Annotated in this window: 15 protein-coding genes, 2 tRNA genes and 2 rRNA genes; 7 read left to right on the top strand and 12 right to left on the bottom strand. The window is 47.0% G+C overall.

Going from position 1 to position 17091, the window contains the following annotated elements; all coding sequences use genetic code 11:
• Window positions 1–197: 197 nt before the first annotated feature.
• Together K4H25_RS01835 and K4H25_RS01830 are read left to right on the top strand one after the other, a co-directional pair.
• Window positions 198–992 (top strand): TonB family protein, encoded by a 795-nt coding sequence (locus tag K4H25_RS01835; protein WP_221021760.1) that lies wholly within the window; start codon window positions 198–200, stop codon window positions 990–992.
• Window positions 992–1213 carry a cysteine-rich CWC family protein gene (locus K4H25_RS01830; RefSeq protein WP_221021759.1) on the top strand — a complete coding sequence of 74 codons (222 nt, stop codon included), beginning with the start codon at window positions 992–994 and terminating at the stop codon, window positions 1211–1213. Before K4H25_RS01835 ends, K4H25_RS01830 begins: the two co-directional genes overlap by 1 nt.
• Here K4H25_RS01830 and K4H25_RS01825 read toward each other — a convergent pair.
• Window positions 1210–1839 carry a cell wall hydrolase gene (locus K4H25_RS01825; RefSeq protein ID WP_221021758.1) on the bottom strand — a complete coding sequence of 210 codons (630 nt, stop codon included), beginning with the start codon at window positions 1837–1839 and terminating at the stop codon, window positions 1210–1212. The genes K4H25_RS01830 and K4H25_RS01825 overlap by 4 nt on opposite strands.
• A 290-nt stretch (window positions 1840–2129) precedes the next feature.
• Here K4H25_RS01825 and K4H25_RS01820 point away from each other — a divergent pair, with 290 nt between their 5' ends.
• Window positions 2130–2630, top strand: coding sequence for a nucleotidyltransferase family protein (locus K4H25_RS01820; RefSeq protein WP_221021757.1), 501 nt, complete (start codon window positions 2130–2132; stop codon window positions 2628–2630).
• Window positions 2631–2652: 22 nt separating this feature from the next.
• Here the strand turns inward: K4H25_RS01820 and K4H25_RS01815 are convergent, their stop codons facing one another.
• Together K4H25_RS01815 and K4H25_RS01810 are read right to left on the bottom strand one after the other, a co-directional pair.
• Complete coding sequence (locus tag K4H25_RS01815; protein WP_221021756.1) at window positions 2653–3438, bottom strand: hypothetical protein; 786 nt, start codon at window positions 3436–3438, stop codon at window positions 2653–2655.
• Between the two features lie 207 nt (window positions 3439–3645).
• Window positions 3646–4188 (bottom strand): DUF924 family protein, encoded by a 543-nt coding sequence (locus tag K4H25_RS01810; RefSeq protein WP_221021755.1) that lies wholly within the window; start codon window positions 4186–4188, stop codon window positions 3646–3648.
• Between the two features lie 70 nt (window positions 4189–4258).
• Here K4H25_RS01810 and K4H25_RS01805 point away from each other — a divergent pair, with 70 nt between their 5' ends.
• Window positions 4259–5209, top strand: coding sequence for a hypothetical protein (locus K4H25_RS01805; protein WP_221021754.1), 951 nt, complete (start codon window positions 4259–4261; stop codon window positions 5207–5209).
• Here K4H25_RS01805 and K4H25_RS01800 read toward each other — a convergent pair.
• Window positions 5203–6132, bottom strand: coding sequence for a TraB/GumN family protein (locus tag K4H25_RS01800; protein WP_221021753.1), 930 nt, complete (start codon window positions 6130–6132; stop codon window positions 5203–5205). The two genes, K4H25_RS01805 and K4H25_RS01800, sit on opposite strands and share 7 nt — an antisense overlap.
• A 377-nt stretch (window positions 6133–6509) precedes the next feature.
• Between K4H25_RS01800 and K4H25_RS01795 the strand changes: the two genes are divergently transcribed.
• The 3 genes from K4H25_RS01795 to K4H25_RS01785 all read left to right on the top strand — a co-directional run bounded on the left by K4H25_RS01795 (window position 6510) and on the right by K4H25_RS01785 (window position 9146).
• Complete coding sequence (locus tag K4H25_RS01795; protein WP_221021752.1) at window positions 6510–7271, top strand: sulfite exporter TauE/SafE family protein; 762 nt, start codon at window positions 6510–6512, stop codon at window positions 7269–7271.
• A gap of 119 nt (window positions 7272–7390) precedes the next feature.
• Window positions 7391–8500, top strand: a complete 1110-nt coding sequence (locus K4H25_RS01790) for a GGDEF domain-containing protein (protein ID WP_221021751.1) — start codon at window positions 7391–7393, stop codon at window positions 8498–8500.
• Window positions 8501–8765: 265 nt separating this feature from the next.
• Window positions 8766–9146 carry a hypothetical protein gene (locus K4H25_RS01785; RefSeq protein WP_182076008.1) on the top strand — a complete coding sequence of 127 codons (381 nt, stop codon included), beginning with the start codon at window positions 8766–8768 and terminating at the stop codon, window positions 9144–9146.
• A 50-nt stretch (window positions 9147–9196) separates the two neighbouring features.
• On the opposite strand, the gene K4H25_RS01780 is transcribed toward K4H25_RS01785, so the two are convergent.
• From K4H25_RS01780 to K4H25_RS01745, 8 genes are all read right to left on the bottom strand, one after another.
• Window positions 9197–10204, bottom strand: a complete 1008-nt coding sequence (locus tag K4H25_RS01780; protein ID WP_221021750.1) for a M14 family metallopeptidase — start codon at window positions 10202–10204, stop codon at window positions 9197–9199.
• 129 nt (window positions 10205–10333) lie between these two features.
• Entirely contained in the window at window positions 10334–11647 is a 1314-nt protein-coding gene (aceK, locus tag K4H25_RS01775) for a bifunctional isocitrate dehydrogenase kinase/phosphatase (protein WP_255587910.1), read from the bottom strand.
• Window positions 11648–11665: 18 nt separating this feature from the next.
• On the bottom strand, window positions 11666–12598 hold the full coding sequence (locus K4H25_RS01770; RefSeq protein WP_221020333.1) for an IS5 family transposase: 933 nt from the start codon (window positions 12596–12598) through the stop codon (window positions 11666–11668).
• Between the two features lie 17 nt (window positions 12599–12615).
• Window positions 12616–13179 (bottom strand): isocitrate dehydrogenase kinase/phosphatase AceK regulatory subunit, encoded by a 564-nt coding sequence (locus K4H25_RS01765; protein WP_255587908.1) that lies wholly within the window; start codon window positions 13177–13179, stop codon window positions 12616–12618.
• Between the two features lie 124 nt (window positions 13180–13303).
• Window positions 13304–13417 (bottom strand): 5S ribosomal RNA (rrf, locus tag K4H25_RS01760).
• 185 nt (window positions 13418–13602) lie between these two features.
• A 23S ribosomal RNA gene (locus K4H25_RS01755) occupies window positions 13603–16495 on the bottom strand.
• Between the two features lie 377 nt (window positions 16496–16872).
• Window positions 16873–16948 (bottom strand) — tRNA-Ala (locus K4H25_RS01750).
• Between the two features lie 7 nt (window positions 16949–16955).
• A tRNA-Ile gene (locus K4H25_RS01745) sits at window positions 16956–17032 on the bottom strand.
• Window positions 17033–17091 lie beyond the last annotated feature (59 nt).

Genomic DNA, 17091 nt, shown 5'->3' with positions numbered 1-17091 from the left:
AAAATATTTTTGTTTTTTTTGCCATCCTGATAAAAATCAGTACCTTAGGGTCTGTTGACGTTTGGTTTGCCAATCGCGTTTGCGCGGCGGGAAACCAAACGTCAACAGACCCTAGCACTCCGCAATTTATTCAACATCGCCCGCCTATCCAAACTTCACGATAGAATGAAGCCGCTTTCCCACTCGGATTTTTTTGCATGTCTCATCATGATTTCGCCATTCCTACTCAAACGCCCCAGCGCTGGCTGCTGCAGGCGCTTATCTTGGCGATTTTATTGCATCTGCTGGTATTACTGATTCCGGCCACAGACCCCCAAAAGGCCAAACCCGCCAGCGGTGGCGCAATCGAGATGACGCTGCAACAACGGCAAACCCCCAAGGTCACGCCGCCAGAACCCAGCCCGCCAGTGATGACCAAAACAACAACCGCCGAAAAACCGCTTTATCGGGCCAAACCGGCACCCAAAAAAGTCGTCGCCGCCAGCATGGTCAAAACGCCGGTAATTCCGAGCAATAATAAAGAAGTTGAAATCACCGGGCTAGATACCGCACTTGGCACCAGCCGGCAAGGTAAGCCATTACTCACTCACTATGCCGATATTAAACACCTCGAAGCTCCGCAAGCCGAAGATGGCGCGATTCGCAGCCAAAGCTCAGACAAAAGCAAAGCGATTTTTGGTATTTGGGAGCGACAAATTCGGCAAAAAGTAGAACGCATCGGCCAGCAAAACTTCCCGCGAGATGACAATGGCCGAGCCCTATTTGGTTTAATGCAATTTCGGGTCGTACTCAATGCCGACGGTAGCATTGCTGCGCTCAGTCTCACCCGAGAATCGGGCAATCCCAAGCTAGATAAAGATGCCTTGCAAATCATTCGACTTGCCGCACCATTTGGCCCAGTCCCTGCCGAACTACTCGATGCGAATCGGCAGATTATGCTGCTACGCTATTATGAATTTGTCGATGAGCGCCATGTGCGCTGGAAACAATAATGTCGCCAACCGCGCTTAAAATTCGAGAGCTTCAGTGCCAGCAATGTGGCCAACCGTTTCGCTGCGGTAGCGGCGGCAACAACGGTGGCTGCTGGTGTATGGACCTACCACACGGCCTACCGCTACCGAGCCAAGGTGATTGCTATTGTCCGCAATGCCTTAGCGATATCGTTCGCTCGCACGGCATAATTCAAGCGCCAGAGAACGGCCCACTCGCTTAACAGCGTCGATGATCATAAAAAATATGTGAGCCCGTCACATGCGTTCGCTCAATTGACGCCGAGCGTGACCAACTCGGGCGAACGTCTTTGGTATGATAAAACAAAGAACCATTGGGTTTCGCACCCTGCGCGATATAGTTTTCGACCAAGGCTTTGACCTTGGCATAGGTTTTCGGCTCGATCGCTTTGGCTGCGGCTAAAGTACGTGGCGTTCCACGTTGCCAAGTCCACGAAAACTGTTTACGTTGATACACCACGCCGTGCACCGTATCGGGATAACACGCCGAATCCACTCGCGCCATCGTCACACCCAACACCGCCAAAATACCAGCATTAGATTCGCCACGCGCCTCATTAAACGCATTCAAAATCAGCGCATCAATATCTTTTTGGCTAAATACATAACCATTTTCCTTACACGCTTTAACTTCAGATGCGGTTAAAGCTTCGGATGCTTTTACTACTGATGCCGCAGAAGCCGACGAATCGCTCGAGACTTTATTGGCGACTTCACTGGCAATCTGTTGAGTTGCTGTCGACGGGCTTGGCACCGATTCATTCAATGCGCAACCAGCGAGCAAACTGCATGCCACTAAAATTTTTGTCAGTTGAACTGCTATCCCCATTCACTCTCCTTTTGCTAGCACTCATCCATTCATACTGGGTAGAACGCGACACCATTCAAACAGGGTGTTATGCATTTGTTCTAAAATAATTCTGCGCATCTTAAGTAGAAAACTGATTATTTTCAGTGACATAGTTACACCCCCCCCGCTAAAACCGAGGAAAACACCCCTGCTCTGTGTATTTTTATACTCAAAATCAGCGTAAATTGCGGCGCATCACTCGCCCTAAATCACCAATGTCAAACCTATACCGCAACACCATTTACCCCCTGCAAGCAGATCCATTTCGCATGGATTGTTTGGCCGCAGTCGCCAATTTAGGAATGCCTTCTGCAATGATTTGTGCTGGATTCATCCGCAATTTAATCTGGGATATCGCGCACGCTTATCCCAACCCGACTCCCTTAATGGATGTCGATGTCGTGTGGTTTGATACCGAAAATACCGATCGAGCGATCGATGAAGCGCTAGAAAAGCAATTGCGAAAAAAATTAAGCTGCGTTCGTTGGCAGGTTCGCAACCAAGCCAGAATGCATCTTAAATATGGCGTACCAGCTTACAGCAGTAGCATCGATGCAGTTTTGCGTTTTCCAGAAACCGCGACCTGCTTAGCCGCCCAGCTGCATCCTCAGCATGGGCTTATTTTATCGGTCGACGCGGGGCTCATCGATGCATGGTCGCTCTGTCTGGCACACAATCGGCGTTCTGGATTGCCGCCTAACGTTGCACAAGATCGCGCCCATACCAAGGCATGGCAACAGCAATGGCCGAATTTATCTTGGCGGGCCTAGCGGCAGGCAAGCCCAACAGGCGCTAAGCCTGGGCTGCAAAAGCCATTTTATCCCGATCAAAGTGCGGGCTTAAATCTAGATATCGTGGGCCACCAGCGAGATTCAATACTTGCAGCGACCAATCTCCCAGTAGTGGCCGTTGTGCTGGATCAGCCTGTTGCAAGAGTGAAAACGGCTGAAATACCGGCTCACTCGTCAGTCGCTGCAATAAATCAGCTGCTGTACCGGCAAAATACGAATTGATACTCGGACGCGACAAATCAGAGGTATCTACGGCGACTGCTGCTGGTGATTTTGCTGAGCCCTCTTGCCGATACTCTGCAGGTATATCTTGCTGGGCATTATTTAGCAATGATTGCTGGCTTATACCCATACCCTCAATTTTTGCTTCATAACGAATATCCACTTCAATTTCAAAGCGTCGGCCATCGGCCGTCGTCAGCGTCCCTTTGCCATTAAAATGACTGGCATCACTCAGACGAAAAGCACTGACTTGACGACTTTGCTCCGCGCTTTGCGTCGATTGCTGCATCGCGCTAAAGCTCGATTCGGCACTCAAACTCAGCGTATCAAACTCAATCTTCATCCCCTGCGCTTGATCACCAAATAGTTGCTTCGCAAATTGCCCAATCAGATCACCCGCCATTTGCAGGGTGGCTGAGCTTAAATCATCCACTCGCTGCTGCAACGCACTGCCCTTGGTCGCTGGCGCGGCGACTGATGACGAGGCACTTGGCTGCGTATTCAGACCACGACTCAAAGTATTGCCAGCCGCAACTGCAGAATTAAATGCGCTCAGTGAATTCATGGTATTGCACTCCAAATGGATACCTAGGGTCTGTTGACGCTTGGTTTGCCAACCGCGTTGGTGCGGATTTTGGCCTGAGGTAAGGTACGAAGCACGCAGCGTAGTCGTTTTATGCCAGCACTTACGACACCTTGATTCGCCGCGAGAATCGCGCTACTGACCCTAGATATCGACGTAAACAGCAAAAACTTCAGGCCATTCAGTCACTTAAAACGCCGATCCTGCTTGCTGCAAAAATTCCAACTCCGCTGCGCTCGATACCCGGCCTAAAATCGCATTGCGATGCGGATAGCGACCGAAGCGCTGAATAATTTGTTGATGTTGGATTTCAAATGCCAATGAATTGGGCAAGCCCAGCTCAGTAAATAAAGTCAGCGCCTGTTGATGAATCAGCAGCGATTCACTGTGCATCAAAGGCAGGTACAAAAAACTAGTTTGCATCGGCGTCAATTGCGCCGCAGCCCCGGCCGCAATCGCTTCTTGCGCTAAGACCAAAGCTTGCGGATCTTGGGCAAACGCTTCGGGCTGGTCGCGATAGATATTTCGTGAAAACTGATCCAGCACGATAATCTCCGCCAAGCGCCCTGCAGCGTTATCGCGCCAAGCAAACAGCTCGCCGCGTTTGGCCGCAGTATGCAAAGCCAAAAACCGCTGTTCAATCAAGCGATCAAATTCGACGTTTTTTGCCCACCATAACGCCGGATCAATCTCATGAAACCAAAAATCCAACACCGCTTGCGCTTGATTCATCTTGCTCACCATATGAATGCAACAATATGCCCATCTTAGCCACAAAAGCTGGCGCTATCGTCACCGAACTATGTCTATAAAAACGCCAATCAGCCCAGAACAACGTTTGCATTTTTTACAGCAAAATCCGAGCTTTAGCCAACTCTGTGCCGCCTGCCCCGCGCAGTGGCAGGCAGTTCGTGGTGAATTGGAAGGCGTTTTTGCCCGGCAAGATGCCGCAGAAATCAAAGCGCTCATTCGTCAATCGAGCACTCGTATCGATTACCACGCGCATTTTTTATCCGGCGAGCGACACGGTCGTGCTTTTGCTGAGCTCGTCAGCCAACAAGAACGGCAACGCTTAATCGAGCTGGCTTTGCGCCAATATGCTTTTTCAGTCGCCACGGGCGTTAGCCAAGGCAAGGTTCGGTTTAATTTATGGAATGGCTTAATTGCCCAGCGCTTATTATTTGAGCGCGATTTAGTTCGCAAACCGGTGTCGATGAAGCGCTTTAAATGGACTTGGCCGCTGATTAGTCAAAAGCATTTATTAATGCCATTAGTTGCTAAGCGCGGGATTTATTGTTTTTACAGCCAAGAGCTGATCGCCGGTTTAGCCCAGCTGATTGGCCAGCAACCCTGCCTTGAAATCGCCGCCGGCGATGGGACTTTAAGTCGATTTTTACGCCAACAAAACGCCGATATCACCGCTTGCGATGACTTTAGCTGGCGACAGGTCGTCGACTATCCGGCCGACGTATTACAACTGGACGCCATTGCTGCGCTCAAACGCTTTCCAAGCCAAGTGGTTTTATGCTGCTGGCCTCCGGCTGGCAATACCTTTGAAAAACAGATTTTTCGCCAGCGCGATGTGCAAACCTATATTGTGATCGGTAGCCGTTCGCGCTTTATTACCGGTAATTGGGACGAATATCAGGCGCAATCGGCCTTTGACTGGCAAGAACGCCGTGATTTAAGCCAATTGGTGCTGCCACCTGAACTTGGTGCTGGCGTTTGGGTGTTCCAAAGAAAAGCTCAATGAATCCTTTCGATTTTAAAACCGCGCTGCGCCAATAAAAACAATAATCCTTTGCGACCGACCATATGCAAACTGCCCACCGCGGCAAAAACGCTGGCTCCTTGCCGATGCCATTGAGCAATCCCATCGGCCAAGGCTGGATTACGTCCGGCCATTAAACGCTGCATACTGGCCTTTTGCGCCGGTGTATTTAAACAATCGCACCATTGGGCATATTGGGTAAGCGTCGTAAAATCAGACTGCTCCCAGGCTTTAACGATCTTTAGCGCCAGCGCTTGATCGGCCTTGCTTTCTAATTGCTGCAAGGCCAATTCATAATCTTCGCTACTGACATTAAGCTCAGGGCCAAGCAAAGCATTCATCTGAATCGTCGGTGTTTCCAGCGCGACGACACGCTGTTTTCCAGCTTGCGCCAATGCCAGCAACATCTGCTCGCTACCATACTCAGCCTCTAAACCCTGCGCTCTCAACCCCAGTACACTTATACTGGCAAATAATAAGGTCGGATGAATCGCTTGCTCCGCGCTGGCAGGCAAACACACCGCCGCTAATTGCGCCGCCAGTCGTGATTGCAATTGCGGCGGCACTTGGCCTGCGCCCGCTTGCGCCAATTGCGCCAGCTCGGCTTGTGTTTTGGCATCATTGGGATTGAGCTCTAACGCCAAAATCGTGCTGCTTTGCAGCGCTTGCCTCACTTTGGGGCCGGGAAATAAACCCGTGACGTGATTAATATGAATCGTGCCATAAAGCCAAGAATGACGACCATTTTTGCTAATCCGCCACAAAAAGCCCTGATCTTTCGCCGCGGCTTGTAGCGCTTGCTGCTCACTCGCACTCAGCGGTGCTGGCGCTGGTAAACATTCAGCGTGCAAGCTAGCACTTAAGAACAATAAACCGATCAATCCCAACCAACGTCCAAACCGCATCTTAAATCCTTCAAAAACAAACACGATGATTCTTCATCACAATGGGTATTGAATTGCATACTCGATGCAAAATGGCCTGCATGAATATACCTTTAATTATTGCTAGCAATCAAACCAGTCAATTTATCGCTTGGATGACTTCAATACCGATGCATTAATGCTGAGAACGGCCTCTAAAGCGCCAGCCACCAATGTTGCATTCGGTGCGCCGCCACTAATAATCAGTGCCGTTTTTGCCATGCTGAATCTCCAAAGGTTTAATACTGACTTATACCTTTAGCCAAAATTTACAGCAACCATTGTTTTCTACATGTTCATCGCGATAGGCAACGTAGGTCAAATCTGCAATGATGCCGACATATTGAAAGGAATCACCGATGGAAACTGCACTTTTCTTACTCATCCCAATGGCTTTTATCGCCGGCCTGATTGATGCCGCAGTCGGTGGCGGCGGTTTGATTTTATTGCCCAGCTTACTCACCGCCCTGCCCAAAGAGCTGCCTGCGGCATTACTTGGCAGCAATAAATTTACCGCCGTATGGGGTACTGCTTCAGCCGCTTTTAGTTATGTACGCCGTATACGCATACCTTGGAAAGTCATTTTGCCTGCTGCGGCAACAGCGTTTATTGGCTCTTTAGCAGGCGCCCGAATCACCCACTACTTGCCCGCCGATATTATTCGACCATTGGTGATTGTTTTGCTGGCCGTGATGCTGGTTTATACCTGGCGCAAACCAAGCTTTGGCGAGGAAGATGCCGGCCGAATTTTAACCCGTCGTGATTTAATCCTCGGGATGGTGATGGGGGCGGCGATTGGTTTTTATGATGGTTTATTTGGCCCAGGAACCGGCTCATTTTTGATGTTTTTATTTGTACGCTTTTTTCATTTTGATTTTTTACGCGCCAGCGCCAGCGCCAAAATTGTTAATTTAGCGACCAATATCGCCGCCCTATTATTTTTTATTCCCGCCAAACTCGTACTGTTTAGCTACGCCATTCCGATGGCCATCGCCAATATTGCTGGCGCACAAGTGGGCAGCTATTTGGCATTTAGAGGCGGCAATGCATGGATCCGACGCTTATTTTTAATTTTAGCTGTCAGCCTACTGGCCAAATTAATCTGGCAACAGTACCGCTAACGATTAAAAACCATGGCATTACTTTCAAATATTTAAATTTAAACGCTATTGATTTGAAAGCGATTTTTTTAGCCGGTGTCTATACTCAAGCATTAATACGATCAGCTTGAGACTCGATCATGCGGCAAACCGATCAAACTTTACTAGAACAAATGAGGATCACTGAGTTTGATATCAGTCACCGCAAAGCATTGGTTACCCTTAACAGCGAAGATATCCGCTTATTACTGAACTTTAAAGCGAGTGTCATTGCCAATCTCGATCATCTCGTTAGTCGATTTTATGATTTACAGACCAACATCCCAGAAATAGCGCTGCTGATTGGCGATCTTGATACGCTAGATCGTTTGCGCAATGCACAAAGGAAATACATCCTTGATTTATTTAGTGGCGTTTATAACTTAGATTACGTCAATAATCGTTTACGCATTGGTCTGGTACACAAACGCATCGGCGTTGAGCCCAAACTCTATCTTTCAGGCATTCATACCCTCAAGCAACTCTTGCTGGAACTTATTTTTACCGCGCCAATTGAGCATGAAGCCGAGCGCAATAAAATTGCTTTAGCACTTGAAAAGCTATTTATGTTTGACATCACCTTGGTGTTTGAAACCTATATCCGCAGCTTGGTTACCGAAATAGAAAGCGCAAAAAATAAATCTGAAGACTACGCTCGATCACTGGAAGACAAAGTGCGAGAGCGCACCCAGCAGCTCGAAGAAATGATGCGCACCGATCCATTGACTGGCCTGCTCAATGTCCGTGATCTGCATGAAACGCTAACCCGAATGCTACGCGCCGCAGAACGACGCGCCGAATCGGTGGCGGTGGTGTATATCGACGTGAATGACTTCAAACAAATTAATGATGTGCATGGCCACACCAAAGGTGATCAGGTTTTACGCTACGTTGCCCAATCGATTAAGCAAATTTCGCGTAGCGATGATTATTGTTTTCGCTATGGCGGGGATGAGTTTTGTATCTTAATGAGTCGCTGCAATAAAATTGAAGCCGAGGCGGTTTATTTACGTCGATTATTTGAAGAAATGTATAAATCAGAAGACTGCGTATCACTCAGCATAGGTTGCGCCGCAACCGGACCAGAGCACTATATTTCCGCCATTGAGCTGATCGAAAAAGCCGATCAACAAATGTACGCCATGAAAAATATTTATAAAGAATCTAAACGACTCGCTCAGAGCCTAAGCAATGAATCAACAGCCAAATAACAGCTTACTCACAATTTTATGCACAGCTCGACCAAAAGCAACAATTAATAGGTATCTTTATTAAAAGCAATAAATAAAAGGGTTCTGTAGAAATACCTAGAGAAAAATTATAAATATACTGAGTTAAACCGAGAAACTAACAACTTAATCACAAAGTTACCCACAAACCTAATCAAGGATAACTTGGGTGCTTTAATCGTAACATCAGTGACACACTCAGCCCTGCAGACAGCAGAAAAACGGATAAATTGATCAGGAGCACATCATGCAAGCGATTCAAACCAAAGGCAAAGTTAATATTTTATCGCGAGTGGATTTTATTCGCTTAGCCACCACCGATATGGCACAAGCAGTGATTTTTTTAACTTACGATACCACCGATGAACGCACCACGAAGTCTCGCAATGCCTTGCTCGATTATTTAAGCGATATTGGCATGAATATCGAGGCACAGGCTATTGAAGCCCATAAATCAATTATTCTATTTGAATTTGCCAGTGATGCCGTTCGCGCATGGCAACAAATCAATGATCATAGCCATGCCGTTGCCGCACATGTGTTTTGGCATGGCTTACAAGATGATGCCGTGCATGAAGCCATTTTAGCCGCGAAGCCAAAAATGGTGAGTCCATTAATTCATCCATAGTATTAAGTGCTAGACCATATATATTATGGTCTAGCAGCATATACCTAGTTTTATTCTTTCAACGCGCTCAGTTGACGCTCACTTAACTGAGCAAAATAAAACCATTCGTTACCAGGAACTGCACTCGGATTGGGGAACAACACAAAACCATCACACGGCGCAAGTTCCTGCTGACCATCATGGCGCACCCCAATCACTTCACCGGCCTGAACCGGATCAAAACTAGACCAAGTTTTCACGAAAACATCATCAGCATGATGACGATCGATCACACGACTAATTTTTAAAAATTCAATATCCGTTTGCACCGGCGCGGCAGGTACATCCGCTAATTGCAAGCACGCAATGGCATTGCGAATGCCCTGATAGGCCACTTCAGGCGAGCTGATATCAGCATGTTGTCCACATTCTAAAGTCAGCGAATAACCGCCATGAGCACGCATATATTCGGTGGTGCCGACCCCATAACTCGGATCGGTATTGAGTAAATGCGAACGTTCGCATTGCGGTGTATATGCCAATCGATGCTTAACCCCTTCGGCATAAGTGCATAACCAACCCTCAACAATCCGATGCGGCCCCAAGCGAACCGCTAATGCTTCTTCTTGCTCGGCATGGGTAAATGGTTGCAAATCACCTTGATTATTTTCAGGCCCAAGCATGATAAATGCTTCACCAGGATTGTTCGTTGAATGTAAATCGAGCAATACATCATGATCAGCGAGCAAGGGACAAAGTGCGTTGGCGATGCGATCTTCAAAATCTAATGGCTCATCCGTTACTCGCAAATTACGATTCAAATTTCGGTCGCCATTACGCTGCTGTTTTTCAAATGCCAGCGGATTAGTAATCGGTACAAAAGTAATTCGGCCACGCTGCAAATGCAAAGCGCCAGAATCGAGCTCAGCCATCACGCGGGCAATTGCTTTAGTACCGCAATCTTCATTACCATGCACCGCCCCAAGTACGATTAAGCTTGGACCAGCATCCAAAGCAGAATAAGTAAACGACTTCAAATGAAGGCGTTGATAAGGTAATAAATCCGCAGCACTCGTCATATAAACCTCAGAACAAAAACAAATCGTGCCCGAATTATCAGCCGAATCAATCTTGCTGTATATCATCGAAACTAAAAATATAAATAAAAAAAGCCTCTTCAAAGAAGAGGCTAGAATACAACGTTGATTTTATTCATCCTGCGAAAATCGTAATGCTTGTGGGTAAGGGAAAAAGTCCTCCACAATGCCATTTTTAATTCGCATTTTGGTATCTTGCCAGAATTTGGGCGTTAATAAATCAGCATGGTATTTATTAAAAGCCTGCTTCACATCCGATCGAGCTAATAAGAAACCACCAAACTCTTCTGGATATACCTCGTTTTTATTGCCACTAAACCAAGTCTCACCACTCATTTCAAACTCTGGTGTTGGCGGCGGTGGAATGCGCCGAAAATCGCAATCGGTCATGTATTCGATTTCATCATAATCATAAAACACTACACGCCCAGCGCGAGTTACACCGAAATTCTTAAATAACATATCCCCAGGAAAAATATTGGCAATAGCCAATTCACGCAAGGCATTACCATAATCACGAATAACCGCCTCAACCTCTTGATCTTTGCGGTGCTCAATATACAAATTAAGCGGTTTCATTCGGCACTCAATATACATATGCCGAAACACTACAGAATCACCATCTTCTTCTACAATCGATGGTGCTAATAAACGCATTTCAGCCAGCAATTCCGGATCAAAACGCGAACGAGGCAAAGCGACATCAGAAAACTCTAGCGAATCAGCCATACGGCCAACACGATCATGCTGCTTAACCAATAGGTATTTCATCCGAACGGTTGCTCGATCAACTTCTTTTGGCGGCGCAAATACGTCTTTAATAATTTTAAATACAAAGGGAAATGACGGTAAGGTAAAGACAATCATCACCATCCCTTTAGTGCCTGGCGCACTAACAAATGGATCAGAAGAATGGCGTAAATGATGGATTAATTCGCGATAAAACATCGTTTTACCCTGTTTTCCCAATCCCAGCATGGTGTATAACTCAGCACGCGATTTGCCCGGAATTAAATCATGCAAAAATTGCACATAAGCCGATGGCACCTCCATATCGACCAAGAAATAAGCCCGAGACAATGAAAATAATTGACGGATATGCACCATCTCAAACAAAGCAGCATCAACATAAAGTTGGCCATCTTGATTTCGGTACAAAGGAATCGCAAATGGAATTTCTAGCTCACCATGCGTTGCCCTACCGATAATATATGCCGCTTTGCTTCGATAGAAAGGAGAGGCTAAAACTTCAATATGTGAATTAAACTCTGGAGATAGCTTTCTAGCTAAATGATGGCGTAATGTCGATAAAATCCGCATTACATCGCGATTCAAATCAACAAATGATAAATTCCAAGAAAAATCTAACAGTATTTTTTTGAATGTAGGGGCTTTGTTGCACAAATCAACTAGAGGGTAAGTCACCCCTAACCCCAGACGGATTTATCCCACTCTTACCGTCATTGGCGTACCCAGTTGCGTGAAGCGATTTAAGATCGCTGCACGCACTTGCAACTCAGCCACCTGACGATCAAAGTCCCGCGCCATCACTCGTTCACCCAATAGTTTGAAGCATTGCATTTTGGTTTCTACCAAGCTACGTCGATGATACCCAGACCATTTTTTCCAGATGGCCCTACCCAAGTATTTGGTCGCCCGTAAGATGTCATTCCGCGCTCTCGCTCCGGCCGTATTTTCTTTCCGAAATTGTGCATTTTTCCGTGTAGGAATAATCGCTGCCGCACCTCTTGCCGCAATGGCATTGTGGCATTCTTTGGTGTCGTAAGCGCCATCACCGTAAATCGCCGCAATCTGTTCAGACTCGGGAATCTGATTCATCAATTCCGGCAAAATGGGCGCATCACCTGTTTTGTTATCGGTGACCTCGATGGCACGAATTTCAAGGGTTTCGGCATCAATGCCGAGGTGAACTTTACGCCACTGCCTACGATATTCAGCGCCGTGTTTTTTGGTTTTCCATTCACCTTCACCGAGCATTTTGATGCCTGTGCTATCGACGAGTAAATGCAGTCCACCCTGACTTTGACGGGCCGGAATCGTGACTTTCAGCGTTTTTTGTCGACGAGAGATCGTGCTCGAATCAGGAACGTTCCAATCTAAGTTGGCGAGCCGAAGTAGGCTTTCAACCATGCCGGTTGCTTGGCGCAATGCGAGGCCAAACAGGCATTTGATGGTGAGGCAGAATTGAATGGCAGCATCGCTAAAAGTGGGGTTTCGTCCGCGCTTGCCAGTGGGCTCAGCAGCCCATTTCAGCGCTGGATCAAGCCAAATCATTAATGCGCCACGCGATTTCAAAGCTGCGTGATAGCTTGGCCAGTTGGTGGTTTTGTATTTGTGGGGTGCTGGTTTGCTCATATCGCTATTCTATATCGCTATTCTACCAGCAGCATTGCGCCGCTGATTTGTGCAACAAAGCCGAATGTAGGTACTAATCCTAAATCATTCACATAATAACTACGATAAGTCGCCTCAGACTCTTCAATATACTCAGTTGAAACTGCTGGACGATAAAAAATAAAATCATTATGAAAATAGGTTCGGTGCAAAATACGACAACACACTGAATTAAAAAATGTTTCCGCTAGTTCAATCTGTTGATGATTAAGCAACAAAGCAATATATTGCTGCTTCACCGCAGACCACATCAAATCTGGTAAATCTTCAGCGGCAAATTCTTGCTTCAAGCGTGAAACACTTTCCAATACACGAGCATCATAAAAAGTAATTCGATTACGCACACTATTTCTTTGTGCGATTACATCACCAGCCTCAAAATTAAATTTGGCCATACAACTGGCTTCACGAAACAAAGCATAATGATGATTAAAACCATCAAGCAATGCCTGAGCAATTGCTGCCGCACGTAAGATATCGACAGTCGATAAAGGAGAAACAGCAACATTCATAATGAGTCCAAAATGAAGTAATAAATTCATTCTAGCTAATATAAATTATTGCGGCGCAACAAATTAACACTTTAAATTATAACGTTGCATTCATGCCATAAACGACGGACAGCAAAAAGCCCGACTCTTTCGAATCGGGCTTCTCTATAGGGAAGTCTGGCAATGACCTACTTTCACACGGGCAATCCGCACTATCATCGGCGCTGAGGTGTTTCACTGTCCTGTTCGGGATGGGAAGGAGTGGGACCACCTCGCTATGGTCGCCAGACATTAAACTGTCTGGTGCAACTCTTTCAAGTCACACGAGAGTTATCGCATTCAGCCGCTATCTTTTCAGACCACAACCTACAGCGCTAACTCGTAAAATCAATAGAAGAAGTAATTATACTACACTTTCCAACAACAACACTTGGATTGATTATATCCATCGTCGCACTACGCGCTTCAGGTTATAGGATCAAGCCTCACGAGCAATTAGTATTGGTTAGCTTAACGCATTACTGCGCTTCCACACCCAACCTATCAACGTCCTGGTCTCGAACGACTCTTTAGAGGATTTAAAACCCTAGGGAAATCTCATCTTGAGGCAAGTTTCGCGCTTAGATGCTTTCAGCGCTTATCTCTTCCCGACTTAGCTACCCGGCAATGCCACTGGCGTGACAACCGGTACACCAGAGGTCAGTCCACTCCGGTCCTCTCGTACTAGGAGCAGCCCCTCTCAAATTTCCAACGCCCACTGCAGATAGGGACCAAACTGTCTCACGACGTTTTGAACCCAGCTCACGTACCACTTTAAATGGCGAACAGCCATACCCTTGGGACCGGCTACAGCCCCAGGATGTGATGAGCCGACATCGAGGTGCCAAACTCCGCCGTCGATGTGAACTCTTGGGCGGAATCAGCCTGTTATCCCCGGAGTACCTTTTATCCGTTGAGCGATGGCCCTTCCATACAGAACCACCGGATCACTATGTCCTGCTTTCGCACCTGCTCGACTTGTCGGTCTCGCAGTTAAGCCGCCTTTTGCCATTACACTATCAGTACGATGTCCGACCGTACCTAGGCGACCTTCGAGCTCCTCCGTTACAATTTGGGAGGAGACCGCCCCAGTCAAACTGCCTACCATGCACGGTCCCCGATCCGGATAACGGACCAAGGTTAGAACCTCAAAGGGGTCAGGGTGGTATTTCAAGGACGGCTCCACAGAAACTAGCGTCTCTGCTTCAAAGCCTCCCACCTATCCTACACAAACCACTTCAAAGTCCAATGCAAAGCTACAGTAAAGGTTCACGGGGTCTTTCCGTCTAGCAGCGGGGAGATTGCATCTTCACAAACACTTCAACTTCGCTGAGTCTCGGGAGGAGACAGTAGGGCCATCGTTACGCCATTCGTGCGGGTCGGAACTTACCCGACAAGGAATTTCGCTACCTTAGGACCGTTATAGTTACGGCCGCCGTTTACTGGGGCTTCGATCAAGAGCTTGCACCCCATCAATTAACCTTCCAGCACCGGGCAGGCGTCACACCCTATACATCCACTTTCGTGTTGGCAGAGTGCTGTGTTTTTGATAAACAGTCGCAGCCCCCATTTCTCTGCGGCCTTATATAGCTCCAAACGCGAAGTTCTTCACCAATAAGGCACACCTTCTCCCGAAGTTACGGTGTTAATTTGCCGAGTTCCTTCTCCCGAGTTCTCTCAAGCACCTTAGAATACTCTTCCTACCCACCTGTGTCGGTTTGCGGTACGGTTCAATATAAGCTGAAGCTTAGTGGCTTTTCTTGGAAGCAGGGTATCAGTTACTTCATCACCTAAGTGAATCGTCATCATGCCTCAGCGTTAACAGCGTCCCGGATTTGCCTAAGACACCCGCCTACACACTTAAACCAACTATTCCAACAGTTGGCTAACCTAACCTTCTCCGTCCCCACATCGCACTTATATCAAGTACAGGAATATTAACCTGTTTCCCATCGACTACGCATTTCTGCCTCGCCTTAGGGGCCGACTCACCCTGCGCCGATGAACGTTGCGCAGGAAACCTTGGGTTTTCGGTGAGGGAGCTTTTCACTCCCTTTATCGCTACTCATGTCAGCATTCGCACTTCTGATACCTCCAGCATCCTTCTCAAGACACCTTCACAGGCTTACAGAACGCTCCTCTACCATATGCCATAAATGGTCATATCCGCGTCTTCGGTTATCAATTTGAGCCCCGTTACATCTTCCGCGCAGGACGACTCGACCAGTGAGCTATTACGCTTTCTTTAAATGATGGCTGCTTCTAAGCCAACATCCTGGCTGTCTGTGCCTTCCCACCTCGTTTTCCACTTAATTGATCATTTGGGACCTTAGACGGCGGTCTGGGTTGTTTCCCTCTTGACCCAGGACGTTAGCACCCCAGGTCTGTCTCCCATGCTCGCACTTGACGGTATTCAGAGTTTGCCATGGTTTGGTAAGTCGCGATGACCCCCTAGCCATAACAGTGCTTTACCCCCGTCAGTGATACATGAGGCACTACCTAAATAGTTTTCGAGGAGAACCAGCTATTTCCAAGTTTGTTTAGCCTTTCACCCCTATCCACAGCTCATCCCCTAACTTTGCAACGTTAGTGGGTTCGGACCTCCAGTGCGTGTTACCGCACCTTCATCCTGGCCATGGATAGATCACTTGGTTTCGGGTCTACGCCCAGCAACTATGCGCCCTATTCGGACTCGGTTTCCCTACGCCTCCCCTATTCGGTTAAGCTCGCTACTGAACGTAAGTCGCTGACCCATTATACAAAAGGTACGCAGTCACCCCATTTTTCAAGGGCTCCCACTGTTTGTATGCATCCGGTTTCAGGTTCTATTTCACTCCCCTCCCGGGGTTCTTTTCGCCTTTCCCTCACGGTACTGGTTCACTATCGGTCGATGATGAGTATTTAGCCTTGGAGGATGGTCCCCCCATCTTCAAACAGGATTTCTCGTGTCCCGCCCTACTTCTCGTACGCTTAGTATCACAATTGACTTTTCATATACGGGACTATCACCCACTATGGTTGGACTTTCCATTCCATTCTATTAAGTCTACTGCTATCACGTACAGGCTCTTCCCATTTCGCTCGCCACTACTTTGGGAATCTCGGTTGATTTCTTTTCCTCCGGTTACTTAGATGTTTCAGTTCACCGGGTTCGCTTCGCTAGACCTATGTATTCAGTCTAGGATGACCCAAAAGGGCCGGGTTTCCCCATTCGGAAATCGTGGGATCAAAGCACTTTGCCAGCTCCCCCACGCTTATCGCAGGCTATCACGTCCTTCGTCGCCTATCATCGCCAAGGCATCCACCAGATGCACTTATTCGCTTGATCCTATAACCTCAAACACGTAAAACGTATCTCAGATTACTGAAATCGTATTTGCGACTTGCAAGTGAGTTCTCATTTCACTTGCGGTTCAGTTCCACTGGCATGAGACCAGCACAACTGAACAGATACAATCAACCCAATATTTTTACTTTGAAATTAAACTCAACCACAACTGCACGCAGTTATTGTTTTATTTAATTCCATTACAATGTTTATTGGAATTAATTACTTCTTCTATTTTGTTAAAGAGCGATATTACTAAAATCAATCATTCATATCTAAATATAAACAGCCGATTTATCTAATTTTAGAAACCAGAATAAAATACACTGCACCCAACAACGTGCAATACATAGAATTCTATTTTCTACAGCAGATAATGGTGGAGGTTAACGGACTCGAACCGTTCACCCCCTGCTTGCAAAGCAGGTGCTCTACCAGATGAGCTAAACCCCCGTGATACTGGTGGGTCAGATAGGAATCGAACCTATGACCCCCGCGTTATCAACACGGTGCTCTAACCAACTGAGCTACTGACCCATATCGTTTCTTTCAAATCTACAGCCGATGAGTGTGAGTACTTAATCTACCAATCTTTC

It is taken from the genome of Deefgea piscis, from assembly GCF_019665785.1.
Lineage (GTDB): Bacteria > Pseudomonadota > Gammaproteobacteria > Burkholderiales > Chitinibacteraceae > Deefgea.
Note: the sequence above shows the minus strand (reverse complement) of the source record. Positions and strands in the feature narration are given on the sequence as shown.

Excerpts from the sequence above, each read along its gene's own strand:
- K4H25_RS01835 (WP_221021760.1), top strand. The coding sequence starts at position 198 with ATGTCTCATCATGATTTCGCCATTCCTACTCAAACGCCCCAGCGCTGG.
- K4H25_RS01830 (WP_221021759.1), top strand. The coding sequence starts at position 992 with ATGTCGCCAACCGCGCTTAAAATTCGAGAGCTTCAGTGCCAGCAATGT.
- K4H25_RS01825 (WP_221021758.1), bottom strand. The coding sequence starts at position 1,839 with ATGGGGATAGCAGTTCAACTGACAAAAATTTTAGTGGCATGCAGTTTG.
- K4H25_RS01820 (WP_221021757.1), top strand. The coding sequence starts at position 2,130 with ATGGATTGTTTGGCCGCAGTCGCCAATTTAGGAATGCCTTCTGCAATG.
- K4H25_RS01815 (WP_221021756.1), bottom strand. The coding sequence starts at position 3,438 with ATGAATTCACTGAGCGCATTTAATTCTGCAGTTGCGGCTGGCAATACT.
- K4H25_RS01810 (WP_221021755.1), bottom strand. The coding sequence starts at position 4,188 with ATGAATCAAGCGCAAGCGGTGTTGGATTTTTGGTTTCATGAGATTGAT.
- K4H25_RS01805 (WP_221021754.1), top strand. The coding sequence starts at position 4,259 with ATGTCTATAAAAACGCCAATCAGCCCAGAACAACGTTTGCATTTTTTA.
- K4H25_RS01800 (WP_221021753.1), bottom strand. The coding sequence starts at position 6,132 with ATGCGGTTTGGACGTTGGTTGGGATTGATCGGTTTATTGTTCTTAAGT.
- K4H25_RS01795 (WP_221021752.1), top strand. The coding sequence starts at position 6,510 with ATGGAAACTGCACTTTTCTTACTCATCCCAATGGCTTTTATCGCCGGC.
- K4H25_RS01790 (WP_221021751.1), top strand. The coding sequence starts at position 7,391 with ATGCGGCAAACCGATCAAACTTTACTAGAACAAATGAGGATCACTGAG.
- K4H25_RS01785 (WP_182076008.1), top strand. The coding sequence starts at position 8,766 with ATGCAAGCGATTCAAACCAAAGGCAAAGTTAATATTTTATCGCGAGTG.
- K4H25_RS01780 (WP_221021750.1), bottom strand. The coding sequence starts at position 10,204 with ATGACGAGTGCTGCGGATTTATTACCTTATCAACGCCTTCATTTGAAG.
- K4H25_RS01770 (WP_221020333.1), bottom strand. The coding sequence starts at position 12,598 with ATGAGCAAACCAGCACCCCACAAATACAAAACCACCAACTGGCCAAGC.
- K4H25_RS01765 (WP_255587908.1), bottom strand. The coding sequence starts at position 13,179 with ATGAATTTATTACTTCATTTTGGACTCATTATGAATGTTGCTGTTTCT.